A 13,144-nucleotide genomic window follows, 5' to 3' on the forward strand; every position below is an offset into this window, starting at 1 on the left:
GTTTATATGTTGTTTATTTTAATGGACAATGCATGAATAGGCATCAGGTTAAATGCAATTTGTTTAATTTGACGGTGAATGCTGATTCGGTGGATAGGACCTGACATCGTGATGATGATTTTTAGATAAGCTTTATGTTCTTGAAAAGATTTGTGCTGTGTATGTAAAGCAGACTCATCTATAATTTGGGTATCTTGGACATTGGGTAGGTTATTAATTTTAGTTTTAAGCTGGGTTATGTTCATTGTCTTCTACGATGTATTGTTGTAGATGATAAGCAAGACCTACCATCATTGCAAAGATAAATAAAAATGCGAAGGCTTTAAATTTTAGCCAATTGTCTTCGCCGAACTGATAGTAAATTGTGATGTTGGTTAGTGCAAGCATTGAGCTTAAAAAAGAGACGGTGATATCGGCTTTAATCCATGGATAGTTATGGGTGTGCAGAGGAATGTTACTCACAAGCTTTTGGATGATGCTTTGTTTGGTATAGAGACGATATCCAGATACCATGATTGGGATTAGGCAGTACATAACGGTTGCTTTCCAAGCTAGGAATACGGGATCTTTTTTGAATAGCGTGAGCCCACACATTAAAATTAAAAACCAGGTATTGGCATGTTCGGTCATCTTTTTTTGCTGTCCCTGATAGAGTTCAGCTAAGTAGATAACAAGTGTTGTAAGTGCAAGTGATTGAGTCGCAACGATAATGTCATAATTCAAATAGAAGAAGACAAAAGATGCAAGCGGTATGAGCTGAGTCATGATAATCACTGTGTGAACTTGTATTATGTTACATGAAATAAGCGATTAGGTCTATTATATCTATGAAAATTTACAGCAATTCATCATAAAAGCTTGTATGATTCTAGGAATAATATTAATGAGGTCGTTATGGAGGATCATATGTCTGAACAGTCTATTTACTACACCTCAAGAGGGAAGAAGGTGCATGCTCTGCATTGGTCATTTGGACAGGAGGGGAGTATTATCTTTATTCATGGTGCGATAGCTAATGCTTACTGGTGGCGATGGGTTTCTATGGGACTCGGTCAAGGTCAACTCTATTCAGTTGACTTAAGTGGGCATGGTTTAAGTGAATGGGATGCACCATACTTTTTGTCTCACCATGTTGAAAATGTACTTGATTTAATTACCAGTCAAGATTTAAAACCACCTTATTATTTAATAGGGCATAGTTATGGTGGGTTGGTGGCAATTGCTGCATTACATCAATTACAGCAAGCACAGGCAGTTATGGTAGACACCCCTATGTATTTGCTGAATGAAGCTTATCAATCGTCTAAGCGTCGGTATATGAAGCCTACCTATGCAACTTTAGACGAAGCCGTTTCTCGGTTTAGACCTTTACCTAACCAGCCGGTTACTAATGCTGAATACTTATCTTGGCTTGCACGGCATTCTGTTAAAAAAATACAAGGTGGGTATACTTGGCAATTTGATCCAGGTTTTCATCAGCGGGTTATCTCATTAGAAGATCAACAGTTAATCCATCAGCTGTGTAAGGGTCAGTTCTATTGGTATGGTGAATATTCACCATTTGCTACAGAGCATGGCTTGTCGGTAGCTAGTGAAGCTGGAATGAATTTATCATGCATTCCAGAGGCTTATCATGCTGTGCCCGTTGACAACCCCGATTATGTGGTTAAGCTAATAAGAAAGTTAATGAGTAGTCAACGGCTAAAAGAAAATTGAGTTAAATATTGGAAAGATAAAGTGAAGATACATGTTTATATAGCTAAGAATCACCCAGTGTCTCGTCGTAAAGCTGAGCAAAGGGTTGAAGAAGGGCGCATCACTGTAGATGGGGTGGTCGCACATCGTGGGCAGGTGATTCAGGGAGATGAAGTTGTCAAGATGGATGATGAGGTGATTGCTGCTAAACAGGTTGATCAGCGGTTGTTAATTTTGAATAAACCGGTTGGTTATGTGTCTAGCCATGTTGATCAGGGATCGGTGCCTTCGGTGATGCAGTTGCTGCCAAAGTTGAGTGAAGGTCGTTGGATGTTGGTGGGGAGATTGGATATTGCGACCTCTGGTTTATTACTGGTCAGTAATGATGGTCAGCTGGTACAAAAGCTAGCACACCCGTCATCAGGTTATGAGCGCATTTATATTGTTAGAGTCAGTGGGTTATTAACAGACGGAGAGATCAATAGGTTGAAAAAGGGATTGGAGTTTGAAGAAGGGCGCGTGGCTTTCAAGCATATTACACCGCTTAGAAAAAAGAGCTCAGGACGTAACCATTGGTATCGTGTTTCCTTATCTCAGGGAAGATATCGAATGATTAGAAGGATGTTCGCTGAACTTGATATGGAAGTTAGTCGATTAAAGCGGATTCAGTTTGGCCCGTTTATATTAGCTGATCGATTGAAAGAAGGTACTTTTGATGAGGTGGATCAACAGTGGTTAGCTCGTATATTGAAATAATACTGGCATTGACACTTTTATTTGTGTGCTATTTTTTTTATACGCTCTTCCAACCTGTTTTGCTGTCTAGACAGCGTAGCTTACTGCATGCTACTTCATTAACATTGATTATCGTATTGGCTATTTGGATTCAGCTCGGTGGGTTTATTCAGATGCATCATAATATAGGCAGTGCTCAGTCTATGAAAAGTCAGTTATCTAAAAAGTGCGGAGTATCTTATGCTGCTTGTATATTGAGTGCGCGGATGGCTGCGACTGACCATCAGTGGAAGCGGGTTGATTGGTTTCTTAAACAGGCTGAACAGTTCGAGGTCAATGATGATGCTCGGACCCAACTAAGCTTATTGAGTCAAATCAATCAGGAGTCAAATTCAGCGTTAGTCGTAAGGCGTGTGAAAAACTGGTTAGCCAGTCATCCAAATGATATGGTAATAATGGAAGCAGTCGCAAGACGGATGATTTTTGAAAATAGATTAGAAGCTGCTGGTGATTTATACCAGCAGATGAAAAACAATTGCTTGGATATTAATCAGTGTAGTAAGTTGGAGGAGATTGAAGAAATGCTATTAAGTCGGATGAAAGTATGATTCAGTTTTTGTCTCCAAGGTTTGCTAAAGCGTTTGCGTATTGGACGCATAGCCTATCTAAATATTTGTTTGCGCCTTATGCTTTTTGTGTGTTAATGATGGTTTTGTTTGCACCAGTGGATGCTGTTCAGGGTAGTGTGTATCGTATGATTTATATTCATGTACCATGTGCCATTATATCATTAATGGCGTGCTTTTTTATGGGTGTCTTTAGTATCGTATATTGGGTGTATCATTTACGTATTGCACAGATCTTATCTTATCAAGCTGCACGAGTGGGTTGTTTGGCTGCATGGCTATCCATTATAACCGGTGCTTTTTGGGGTTATTATACATGGGGTACATGGTGGTTGTGGGATATGCGGTTAACCGCGCAGTTTATTTTGGCATTACTTTATACGCTCTATTTGCTCGCATATCGTGCAAGTACTTTGCGGATGATATCCTCTAAGGTAGTAGCATTGATTGCAATTATCGCAATGATTGATATACCGATTATTCACTTTTCAGTAGAGTGGTGGCAATCGCTGCATCAAAAATCAACATTAATGTCGTTAACGAATCATACCATGCCGTATAGTATGTATATGCCATTATTAGCCGTTATTATAGCGGTAGTTTGGCTTAACTTATGGTGGAGTGCTGCTTACTTTATGCATCATTATCCTATAAGAAATGCGCATGAATAAGCTTAAACCGTATCAGATACGTTATAAGTCTATGTTACAGACTTTGCTATTTATCGTTGGTGGGGTTGGGGTATTGATTCATGCATTATGGGATGGGTTACATGTTTATCAATTGCCAGGAGATTTGGTCGTTAATAAACCCGTGGGTCATGTATACGTAGGTGGCGTCGTTAAGCCTGGATCTCTGTCCCATGGTGATCAAGTCTTTTCACTATTTCATGAGTCGGAAGAAATTTTAGTACATTTTCACATGCCTTTGCCACCCATGGTTAGAGAGCAGCATGCAGCTGTTGTTATCGGTTCTTGGAATGGGACTTATTTAGATGCTTCTCGGGTATATGCCAAGCATGATGAGTATTATAGAGATAATAAATCATGATTGTTCTATTGGGTAGCGTGTGTTTGCTGGTGGGGTGCTTACTATCAACATTGGGTGCTTGCATCAGTTGTGACAGGCTAACGAAGCGTATATTTGATCGACTATGTGTTAGCATCTATTTACTTAATATTTTAATCTTGGTTGCATTAGTACGTAGTGATTTTTCATTATCATATGTTTTTAATCATTCGCACAGTCAGTTGTCCTATGGAATGAAGATTGCCGCATTGTGGGGAGCAAGCTCTGGTACGTGGTTGCTTATGATTGGACTATTTACCCTATGGTGTCATGCGCTCAGTTCAAAGCTACATACGTTTAATTATCTGTGGTTGCGTTATGTCATGGGGTTTTTAGCTTTAATGCTATGGGGGTTGTATTTAATTGACTCACCGTTTAGTGCAAACATGTTGCCTGTTAGCCAAGGGTTGGATCTCAATCCATTACTTCAAGATACAGGGATGATGATTCATCCGCCTATACTGCTAGCGGGTTATGTCGGCTCCATGGTGCCATTTTTTTTAGGTAAGGCAGGAGATAGTCAGGAGATAAGAGTTGTGCTTAGGCAGCAGCTGCGCATTGCTTTTTCTTTATTAACCCTGGGGATTCTTTTAGGGGCTTGGTGGTCTTATCGTGTGCTTGGGTGGGGTGGTTATTGGGCTTGGGATCCAGTTGAGAACGCTTCACTGCTACCATGGGCTATGCTGCTTATTATGCTACATACCCTGAAACAACGACTGGATGCAAAGTTTTTGTTTTTAGCTTGGCTATCTGCTTGGTTAACACTGATTGCGATGATGACGGTTAGAAGTGGTATGCTTGAATCTGTTCATGCTTTTTCTCTGTCTACTATGGCGGGTTTGTTTTTTACAGGGCTGGTAGTTGTGTTTTTTGCGGTGGGTTTGTTTGATCGTGATGCATGGCCAAATGCCAGAGCTATAGTGCGTTCTGACCCAGTAGCAAAGTTATGGTTGATATTTGTTTGTGTTATGCTTTCAACATTATTACTACCACCCATTCTTTCATCAAAGGGCCTTTATATTATTGCGCCCAGCTTTTATCAATATGTCATTCCACTATGGCTTTGTTATTTGTTATCTGCGTTACAATCTATGCAAAAAAAGAGGGTGATATGGACTCTATTGGCTTTTGTGTTTCTTCTCTTTTGGTATTACGCTAATTGGGTCTTGGGTGCGTTTGTTCTGACATTGGCTTTGGGTGCATTGGTAGAATTAAGGGCGCAAAATTGGCGAATGCGCTTAGTCCATGGTGGATTTATTTTAATGTGTATCTTTATTTGTTTGCATGCTGTGACCCAACAGTCTGTGGTATATACGCTAGGAGCTGGTTCTGAGGTGGCTGTTGCACAAGATATAGATTTGCGTTTTGATCATCTAAATTATTATGAAAATGGGCATGTGTCTGTGTATGAAGCGCAACTGAGTTTGTTTGAATATGGGGATCAGTTATCATTAAAGCCTAAGCTTCGTTATCATCCGAGCCGGGATATGGTGGTTGCAAAGCCAGATCTCTTTGTGGGTCTATTTAGAGAGTGGTATGTCACTTTAAATGAGGTGGATGAGCAGGGTACAGCGATTATTACGCTACAAAAGCATTATTACTTGAGGATTGTTCTGTTATCTGTTTTATTTATGATATCGGGTTTATTGTTGAGAAGGAATGCATATGAAAACTAAGGTCTTGGGGTTTGGAGCCCTATTTGTGGTGCTGGCATCAGTCTGGTATGCCAATTTAAAGTCAGATTATGTGCCTAGATTTCAAATTGATGATCTTTCAGGTGTGCGTGTGACTGAGTCTGTTTTTAAAAATGGCGGGGTTCTTCATTTCTTTAGAACCAGCTGTGGTTACTGTGTAAGAGAGCTTAATATTTGGGATGATATACAAAATGAATACCCAGATTTAGCAGTAGTTACTGTGATTCTAGGCGAGTCTGAACAAAAGGCTCGATTCTTTTTTACGGATTACAATCCTTTTACCCATGTGGCTATGGATTCTAGCGATGCACTTTGGAGCTCACTAGGTAGTGATTATGGTTATATTCCATTCACGCTGGTTGTTGACAAATCTAGACGTGTCGTGGCCCGATTCGGGTCTTTAAATGAAGACAATATAGAATCATTTAAGCAGCATTTAGATCAACTATGATTAGGGCCAACCAATAGGACGGAACTTCCAACCTGTATAGTATTGGTTTGGGCGATAAATACTTGCACCAGACTTTCTACATTCTTCAATATGGGCGAGCCATCCTGAGGTTCGAGCTGTTGCAAAGATTAATGGGAATAGGTTTGTAGGTATTCCGAGTGTCATCATTGCCAATCCAGAATAGAAGTCAACGTTAGGGAATAGCTTTCGATTAATGAAGTACTCATCTTTTAAGGCGGCTTCTTCTAATAGTATGGCTGTTTTTAGAATATCACTCGGTTTTTCTTCATGCGACTCTTTAATAATGTTCATTGTGAGTTCTCTTAACACTACGGCTCTGGGGTCCATAGCATTATAAATTCTGTGACCAAATCCAAATAGTTTGAAAGGATCTGAGGGGTCTTTGGCACGATTGATAATGTCTGGTATTTCATCAGAAGTGATGCCTTCAAGCATTCTAACCACTTCCTCATTGGCGCCACCATGTAGTGGTCCGGATAAGGCGGTAAGTGCTGCTATAATGCAAGAAATAGTGGATGTTCCACAAGATGCAACAGTTCTAGCAACAAATGTAGAGGCGGCAAATGAGTGCTCTGCATGAAGCGTTAAAATCATATCAAGAACTTTAATATGTTTAGGATCACTGACTACCTTTTTTGCTTGGGTTGAAAATAGCATGTGTAGGAAGTTAGCAGCATGGCCTAATTCTTCATCTGGGGATACTGTGCGTTGATCTTGTTGGTGCTTTAAAATATGGGCTGTGATGGTTGGCATTTTGGCAATCATCCGTATGGCTAGCTCTTGTCTGTCTTCGTCGGATGCCATATTGTATTTGTCCTCATAGCGAGCCGCGAGGGATGCTAGTGCTGCTGACATGATCGTTGTCGCATGTGTTTGTCGATCAAACTGATTGATAACTTCTTCTGTTTGTTTGTCAATAATTCGATTGGCTTTAAGTTCATCAGAAAACTGTTTGAATTCTTCTTTGCTAGGGGGCTCCCCATTTAAAATAAGGTAGCTGGACTCTAAAAATGTTGAGTGTGTCGCTAGCTGTTTTACATCAAAACCTCTGTAAAGCAAGATGCCTTGTGGCACTCCATTATCATTGTTTCCACTGGGCTTTATATAGGAAATTTTGGACTCATCAGCTGCTGTGTTGCGCATGCCTTTTGTATCTTTGAACAGTATTCTAGTGTTACCTAACTGGTTGATTGAATCTGCATCAATAAATAAGTTTCCATAAGAATCCTCCGAAAGCTCTAGCTCATATTCTTGGTGAGGCTTTTCGGGGTTATTATTAACTGGAATCGTTAATTTTGCAGCTACTTGAGTCATTTCGCTCATACTTTACCTTCCATCGATTAACTAGAGCTATAATAGCATACTTTTACTTTTTTGTATAACTTTACCATGCTGGCTGTATTTAATGAGTCAGTCGGGCACTATTTTCATGGCTAGACCGGGTCTTGATATAGACGCATAGGATAGGAACCGTGACGATTACTGCTGGAATAGCTACTGGAGCTATGAATTTGAGCTGTTGCAGTATGGATGTTTGTGTAAGCGTCAGTTTACCAGTGATTATTCGACTAAGAAAACGGGTAGTGAGCCAAAAAAAAGTTTCAATAAGTAAATAGGTTGAGGTGAGCGCTGTTAAGATGTTGGTTAGTAGTGTATTAGCTAATCCACATGCATTTTTGTTAGACTGATCCTGGAAAAGAGGATGCATAAAAAACTTTTGATTTTTGTATTCTTGGTATTTTTCTTTAATTGTAATCCCTAGCTCGTTTATGATGTCAGCATGTTGTGCTAATTGTAAGAAAAAGAATATGGAAACAAGAAAAAAGCTAGGTTTTAAAAATAACAATAAAGGTGTTAATATGTTTAATACTCTTTGTATTGTTATTGTCCAAAAGAGCCCGACCTTGGGAAATTTTTTCGAGAATTTAGTCGTTATGCCCATTGTGCACGCTGTAATCATAGTTACTAAGGAAAAGGGTATTAAAAAATAGATGTTTTTAACCCAACCATGGGTGAAAAAGCCAATCCATGTTAGGGGGTGCTCTGAACTTACGGTTGCAAAGGTTTGTCTAAATAGATGCTGTGATTGCAGAAAACAGCTAAGAGAGGCTGTAATTAATGCCATTGTAGCACTTGTAATACTTCTTAGTAACGCAGCTTGTTTGGCTCTACGTATAAACACCCCTGAACAGATTAGAAAAGATACCGTAAAGAGATAAACTGTTAATGAATGCCCAAGTAAGAAAGCATTAATAGCAGGATTAGTAACCAGAGTAATGACACTAATGATACCCATTAGTCCATTTAGTATATAAGTATGTAAGCCCTTTCCCTGCTGTCCTTTCTTCAGTTCTTTCATCATTAAATAATTCCTTTTTTTGATCATATCAGTTGATCTGGGTGTGTCAAGACAGTTTCGATATTTAAGTTATGCACAGGAGCTGTGGATAAGTTTGTGGATAAGTCCAGCTTGCGGCTTCTAAGTTACCTGTTTTTTATGGTCTTTATTAATATTGTTCATATTTGATACAGGCTTATGTGGTTGATAATTAGGGTTATATTTTGGACTCCCTTATGTTTGCTCTTAAGTCTAATAGATGTTTTTTTTAGAGCGGTAGATGTTGATAACTTGCTATTAATTAGCATTATTGATGATAGTGAATAACTTAATTATGTTTAGGTCTAAATAATGGCTTTTATTTAAAATAAGTTGATTGTAGTTATGAGCTGGCTAATTAGTTGGGCAAGTGATTTGAAGAGAGGGATGCAGCCCGTATAGCCAATAGCTATTCCAGATACTAGGCCAAAAAAATGTCCTTCAAAAGATACTTTTTCGTCTTCGGGTAAAAATGATAGAAGTAAAGAACCAAAGTAGTAGACAATGACGAGTGCAACGGCGATTGAGGATATGCTTGGGCTTGTATAAGCTTGATAGAGTAAATAGCCCATCAGCGACATGACGAGTGCACTGGATCCTATGTGACAGCCTGTTCTTGCAAATATCCAGGTCAGAACACCTGATAGGTATGCGCAGCTGATCATGATACATAGTGCGGGAGTAATGCCTTTGCTGAATAGAATACTGGTGAGGATTAGAAGGGGAAAGCTGTTGTGTGCAAGGTGGGTTGCATCGGCATGGAGTAATGGTGAGAAGAAGGGTCCAAGGGGTAGGCTGGGCCAAAATCTGGGGATGATTCCGAGTAGTGATAAACGGTTCATGCTGAGCATATTAAATAGGTGTATGATCCATAGCAGTAGGGTAAAGCTGAATGCAGCGGGGAAATTTTGAATGATGATTTGGAGAAACTGGTTAAGCTGGGTAATCATGTTTGATCCTGAGTGATGTTTCTATGATTCAATTTTTTGACATTTTATGCAAGACCATGCATGATGTTCATCATGAATAATATATTAAAATCAATTAAATCAACGCTTATGGGTCAACAGAATATATGGTTGGCTGTGAGTGGTGGTTTGGATTCTATGGTCCTGTTACATGCAGTGATGCAGTTATGTGCACAAGATGGTTTGTGTATTAAGGGGGTAATACATGTCAACCATGGGATTCATGCAGATAGTGATCACTGGGCGAAAGTGGTTGCTGATCAGGCAGCAGAGTATGGCATTTCGTGTGTGGTTAAGCCTGTTACTTGTTTACCCGGTGCTCATTTAGAAGAGCGAGCGAGGGTAGCGCGTTATGCGGCTATTAAGTCAATAATTGGAGCGGAGGGTGTGGTTGTTACAGCCCATCATCTAAATGATCAGTATGAAACATTTTTGTTTCGGGCATTAAGAGGCAGTGGGGTACATGGTTTAACTGGTATGTCTGAGGTGACTTCGGTTATGGGGGTAAAGGTGGTGAGGCCTTTGTTGGCAGTGAGTCAAGTGATACTGAAGGATTATGCTCATGCACATGGTGTCGTGTGGGTGGATGATCCAAGTAATGAATCGGTGGCGTATGCTCGGAATGAGATCCGTAGGCAGTGTTCTAGTTTGTTCAATAAAAGTGCTCTATCACTTACGATGCAGCATTTGAATCGACAATCTGGTTTGATTAAAGAGCAGACTACGTTGTACTTAAAACAGGTATTGATTGATAGGTATACCATTGATTTAGATTTATTGCGTCAATTACCTAAGGGTTGGCAGTTAGAGGTCTTCCATTATTGGGTTGATCAGCAAGCAGGTGTTAAATTAGCCTTAGAGCGGACACAGCAGGTTTTACACTCGTTTTTATCTGCAGCGGAGGATAGGCAGCCTGAAGAGAGGGTGGGTGCTTGTATCATTAGGCGCTATCGTCAACGATTGACGAGTTATTCTTATGAGCAACCTCCTAAAGTAATGCTAACTTGTCAGAGGGAGATTGTTGTGCCTATGGGGACTATAGTGAACCCTGAGCGAAAGCGGTTGCGTATATATTTAGGGGTGCAGTTTCCTGGTGGGAAGAAGCAATATCAGAAAATGGGGGTTGCGCCTTGGTTAAGAACCGCAGTACCATGGGTTGTGGTCTTGCCGAGTCATCAGCCTTATTTAATTGGAGATAAGTACCTAACGGATCAAGGCATTGTTTTGGAAAAAATGGCTATGTGTTGATAGTATATTCTGATCTGATGCGGTTCTATTATGATTAAGGTTGGTTCTTTCCAAATGTGCTACGAGGGGTTTTAGAGGAGGGATCCTGCAAATTTTGTTTTTGTCCTGGATTACCCTGACCTACGCTTACTGCTTTGACGCCAGTAGTGCTATGTTTGGGTACGACTGTAATATTTGGGCCTGGAGCTACCTGATTTCTCTTGGTTTTCAGCGTTTTGGATTTTCCTATTAAAGCTGTTTCGATCTCGTTGAGAATAGTTTTCTTATCAACTGTTTCACCACCATCTTTCTGCTTTTTAAGAGCGATCAGTTTGTTACAAATGGTTTCAGCGTCTGCTTCATTGCGTTTAGATTCAAGTATAAGAAGCATTAGCTCTCGGTCTTGAGGTGCGATCTGCTTAGCTAGATGAATAGATAATAAAGTTTGTGCCGAGTTTATCATGTTTACTGTCGCTTCTGGGTCAGGTTGTTCTAGTTTTTTTATTACAGATAATGCTACATCATGAGCAATTTTAGCATCTGTAATGCCAGCATCAAGAACTAAGCTTAAATTCCTTACGTATTCATCTGCGCTAACAGATATAACTTTTGTATGGTCAAGCGTCTTACCGTTACCCACTTTTTCTGAGTCGACTTGCATAACCTCTAGATGGAGGTCGATGAGTTTTTCGAGTTTATCTTTTGGCTGCGGCAAGGCATCTGATGCGTGTGCCTTTAGATCTTCAGAAGATATAAATAGCTGGCTACTTTGCGTGGTTTTTTCTGATGGGACAACACTCCAGTAAGCATTAGTATTTAAAGTTTCTATACTTAGACCAGACTGTTCCCAAATTTTTTCTGCTACTTCAGCTGGAATCTCTCCCTGTAGGGTAGTTTTCGCTTCTTTTGTTTGCTGAAGCATACGCTTATATTGAATCTGTTCTACATCCTTCTCAATACCCTGTTCTGCAGCAGTGTATTTGTCTAGTAGAGATTCAGCTTCATCAGCATTAAGTAGAGTTACTTGATTACGAGCATCTGCTTTTTTACCTGAAAAGTAGGCTCCTGCTATAAGTAGGGCGGGAATTAGGAAGGAGATAGTAGTGAAAACCACTATAAGCACTTTCGTGGGTCGGTGCGTATTTATCCATTGTTGATAAAATGTTAACGCCATGCCAGTCTCCTTCTTAGGTTTGTTGTTAACTATGCTTTGGAGTTGCATCTTTAGCCTTTCTTTGTTTAATGCCGATAATGAGTCTGCATCGAGCAATGCCTCCATACTCGAGTTACTTATCATTTCTTCAATGGTTGTATCTGTTAATGTACCCTCTAAAGTCTCCAAGAATTGCACTGTATTTGAAAAATTTATCTTATTATCGATGTATTCTTTTAATGCTGGGTCAATGCGGTATAATAAATCCATTAATTTTAGTTTTTCTCTCACTTCTATATTCAATCTTCTATTTAAACTTAAAGAAGCATGTGTTATTGCATTTGCTAAATTTTTTTCACCGAAGTTTAAGGGTGTGGGGGGTGTTTCTTTACTACGTAATGCACTTATAGCGCTCCGTAAATAATTGTGTTGAAGCTCATATGTTAGAGATTCTGCATCCAAATCGGTTAATTTATCGTCTAGAATTTTAATAAGTGCTTTTTGGGGATCATAATCATTATCTGCACTAAGTTCCAAAGTCCAGGTGGATGCTTTTCCGTTTTCCCCAAAATCATTTAATTCTTTTATGCGTGCTAATGCTTGATCGAAGTTATTTATCCCCCCGCTTGGCTCTGTAACAGAAGGGTTAAAGACTTTTTGTACACTATCTACATCCCATCCAGTGTTGGTATCAGATTTAAAGCTCTGTAGTTGCTCTGTACTAGCTGTGATTCTGTGGCAAGTTATCTTCTGTTCTTTAAAGTCACAATGAAAGACTGTACGAAGATTCTGGCCAAATGGATCTAATGCTGTAGTCTCGGCTAGTAAATTCGCAAGGTCCATCTCAGTGCCAACATTTGGTGATAACATTTGACAGAACTTCTTAAGTTCCGTACGGTTATCCTCACTCAGTTGAAGTGCATTAATGATGTTTTGAAAGTTAATAGGATCACCTATTGAGAGACTTGTAGCACTTGTACTGTTTAGAGAATAATTGTATCCTCCTTCGCTCTTCATCTCTCGTGTTAGCTTATAGTCATTACCTTGTACGTCTGTAAAAAAGATCATAGAACTCTCTGCGGATCTTTTTAAGTATGGTTGGATAGGTTTAGCCATGTGTATTCTCCTA

14 protein-coding genes are annotated in these 13,144 nt (G+C 39.6%); 8 read left to right on the forward strand and 6 right to left on the reverse strand.

Annotation, left to right across the window (positions count from 1 at the left end; all coding sequences use genetic code 11):
• Window positions 1-2: 2 nt before the first annotated feature.
• Together MMH89_RS01990 and MMH89_RS01995 are read right to left on the reverse strand one after the other, a co-directional pair.
• Window positions 3-245 (reverse strand): BolA family protein, encoded by a 243-nt coding sequence (locus tag MMH89_RS01990; protein WP_258568706.1) that lies wholly within the window; start codon window positions 243-245, stop codon window positions 3-5.
• A complete protein-coding gene (locus MMH89_RS01995) occupies window positions 226-765 on the reverse strand; it encodes a septation protein IspZ (protein ID WP_258568707.1) in 540 nt (179 codons plus the stop codon). Before MMH89_RS01995 ends, MMH89_RS01990 begins: the two co-directional genes overlap by 20 nt.
• Window positions 766-906: 141 nt before the next feature.
• Here MMH89_RS01995 and MMH89_RS02000 point away from each other — a divergent pair, with 141 nt between their 5' ends.
• The 7 genes from MMH89_RS02000 to MMH89_RS02030 are packed head-to-tail and all read left to right on the forward strand — an operon-like array spanning window position 907 to window position 6,269.
• Window positions 907-1,716 carry an alpha/beta fold hydrolase gene (locus tag MMH89_RS02000; RefSeq protein WP_258568708.1) on the forward strand — a complete coding sequence of 270 codons (810 nt, stop codon included), beginning with the start codon at window positions 907-909 and terminating at the stop codon, window positions 1,714-1,716.
• Between the two features lie 21 nt (window positions 1,717-1,737).
• Window positions 1,738-2,451: a pseudouridine synthase gene (locus MMH89_RS02005; RefSeq protein WP_258568709.1), complete on the forward strand. Its 714-nt coding sequence runs from the start codon at window positions 1,738-1,740 to the stop codon at window positions 2,449-2,451.
• Entirely contained in the window at window positions 2,427-3,038 is a 612-nt protein-coding gene (locus MMH89_RS02010; RefSeq protein WP_258568710.1) for a hypothetical protein, read from the forward strand. The genes MMH89_RS02005 and MMH89_RS02010 overlap by 25 nt, the downstream gene beginning before the upstream one ends.
• Window positions 3,035-3,727: a cytochrome c biogenesis protein CcsA gene (ccsA, locus tag MMH89_RS02015; protein ID WP_258568711.1), complete on the forward strand. Its 693-nt coding sequence runs from the start codon at window positions 3,035-3,037 to the stop codon at window positions 3,725-3,727. The genes MMH89_RS02010 and ccsA (MMH89_RS02015) overlap by 4 nt, the downstream gene beginning before the upstream one ends.
• Window positions 3,720-4,106 carry a cytochrome c maturation protein CcmE domain-containing protein gene (locus tag MMH89_RS02020; protein WP_258568712.1) on the forward strand — a complete coding sequence of 129 codons (387 nt, stop codon included), beginning with the start codon at window positions 3,720-3,722 and terminating at the stop codon, window positions 4,104-4,106. The genes ccsA (MMH89_RS02015) and MMH89_RS02020 overlap by 8 nt, the downstream gene beginning before the upstream one ends.
• Window positions 4,103-5,800 (forward strand): cytochrome c biogenesis protein CcsA, encoded by a 1,698-nt coding sequence (gene ccsA, locus MMH89_RS02025; RefSeq protein ID WP_258568713.1) that lies wholly within the window; start codon window positions 4,103-4,105, stop codon window positions 5,798-5,800. The genes MMH89_RS02020 and ccsA (MMH89_RS02025) overlap by 4 nt, the downstream gene beginning before the upstream one ends.
• Window positions 5,790-6,269 carry a TlpA family protein disulfide reductase gene (locus MMH89_RS02030; RefSeq protein ID WP_258568714.1) on the forward strand — a complete coding sequence of 160 codons (480 nt, stop codon included), beginning with the start codon at window positions 5,790-5,792 and terminating at the stop codon, window positions 6,267-6,269. The genes ccsA (MMH89_RS02025) and MMH89_RS02030 overlap by 11 nt, the downstream gene beginning before the upstream one ends.
• On the opposite strand, the gene MMH89_RS02035 is transcribed toward MMH89_RS02030, so the two are convergent.
• The 3 genes from MMH89_RS02035 to MMH89_RS02045 all read right to left on the reverse strand — a co-directional run bounded on the left by MMH89_RS02035 (window position 6,270) and on the right by MMH89_RS02045 (window position 9,617).
• A complete protein-coding gene (locus MMH89_RS02035) occupies window positions 6,270-7,613 on the reverse strand; it encodes a citrate/2-methylcitrate synthase (RefSeq protein WP_258568715.1) in 1,344 nt (447 codons plus the stop codon).
• 79 nt (window positions 7,614-7,692) lie between these two features.
• The gene (locus MMH89_RS02040; RefSeq protein ID WP_258568716.1) at window positions 7,693-8,652 is read right to left on the reverse strand and encodes a hypothetical protein; all 960 of its coding nucleotides are present in this window, start codon (window positions 8,650-8,652) and stop codon (window positions 7,693-7,695) included.
• Between the two features lie 338 nt (window positions 8,653-8,990).
• On the reverse strand, window positions 8,991-9,617 hold the full coding sequence (locus MMH89_RS02045) for a rhomboid family intramembrane serine protease (RefSeq protein WP_258568717.1): 627 nt from the start codon (window positions 9,615-9,617) through the stop codon (window positions 8,991-8,993).
• A 72-nt stretch (window positions 9,618-9,689) separates the two neighbouring features.
• Here MMH89_RS02045 and tilS point away from each other — a divergent pair, with 72 nt between their 5' ends.
• Window positions 9,690-10,883: a tRNA lysidine(34) synthetase TilS gene (gene tilS, locus MMH89_RS02050; RefSeq protein WP_258568718.1), complete on the forward strand. Its 1,194-nt coding sequence runs from the start codon at window positions 9,690-9,692 to the stop codon at window positions 10,881-10,883.
• Window positions 10,884-10,917: 34 nt separating this feature from the next.
• On the opposite strand, the gene MMH89_RS02055 is transcribed toward tilS, so the two are convergent.
• Window positions 10,918-13,131: a hypothetical protein gene (locus MMH89_RS02055; RefSeq protein ID WP_258568719.1), complete on the reverse strand. Its 2,214-nt coding sequence runs from the start codon at window positions 13,129-13,131 to the stop codon at window positions 10,918-10,920.
• Between the last annotated feature and the right edge of the window lie 13 nt (window positions 13,132-13,144).

The sequence above is a fragment of the Candidatus Comchoanobacter bicostacola genome (assembly GCF_024172705.1).
Classification (GTDB): Bacteria; Pseudomonadota; Gammaproteobacteria; order Comchoanobacterales; family Comchoanobacteraceae; genus Comchoanobacter; species Comchoanobacter bicostacola.

What these genes read in the sequence shown, in the direction of transcription:
- MMH89_RS01990 (WP_258568706.1), bottom strand. Translation starts at nt 245, where the DNA reads ATGAACATAACCCAGCTTAAAACTAAAATTAATAACCTACCCAATGTC.
- MMH89_RS01995 (WP_258568707.1), bottom strand. Translation starts at nt 765, where the DNA reads ATGACTCAGCTCATACCGCTTGCATCTTTTGTCTTCTTCTATTTGAAT.
- MMH89_RS02000 (WP_258568708.1), top strand. Translation starts at nt 907, where the DNA reads ATGTCTGAACAGTCTATTTACTACACCTCAAGAGGGAAGAAGGTGCAT.
- ccsA (WP_258568711.1), top strand. Translation starts at nt 3,035, where the DNA reads ATGATTCAGTTTTTGTCTCCAAGGTTTGCTAAAGCGTTTGCGTATTGG.
- MMH89_RS02020 (WP_258568712.1), top strand. Translation starts at nt 3,720, where the DNA reads ATGAATAAGCTTAAACCGTATCAGATACGTTATAAGTCTATGTTACAG.
- ccsA (WP_258568713.1), top strand. Translation starts at nt 4,103, where the DNA reads ATGATTGTTCTATTGGGTAGCGTGTGTTTGCTGGTGGGGTGCTTACTA.
- MMH89_RS02030 (WP_258568714.1), top strand. Translation starts at nt 5,790, where the DNA reads ATGAAAACTAAGGTCTTGGGGTTTGGAGCCCTATTTGTGGTGCTGGCA.
- MMH89_RS02035 (WP_258568715.1), bottom strand. Translation starts at nt 7,613, where the DNA reads ATGAGCGAAATGACTCAAGTAGCTGCAAAATTAACGATTCCAGTTAAT.
- MMH89_RS02040 (WP_258568716.1), bottom strand. Translation starts at nt 8,652, where the DNA reads ATGATGAAAGAACTGAAGAAAGGACAGCAGGGAAAGGGCTTACATACT.
- MMH89_RS02045 (WP_258568717.1), bottom strand. Translation starts at nt 9,617, where the DNA reads ATGATTACCCAGCTTAACCAGTTTCTCCAAATCATCATTCAAAATTTC.
- tilS (WP_258568718.1), top strand. Translation starts at nt 9,690, where the DNA reads ATGAATAATATATTAAAATCAATTAAATCAACGCTTATGGGTCAACAG.
- MMH89_RS02055 (WP_258568719.1), bottom strand. Translation starts at nt 13,131, where the DNA reads ATGGCTAAACCTATCCAACCATACTTAAAAAGATCCGCAGAGAGTTCT.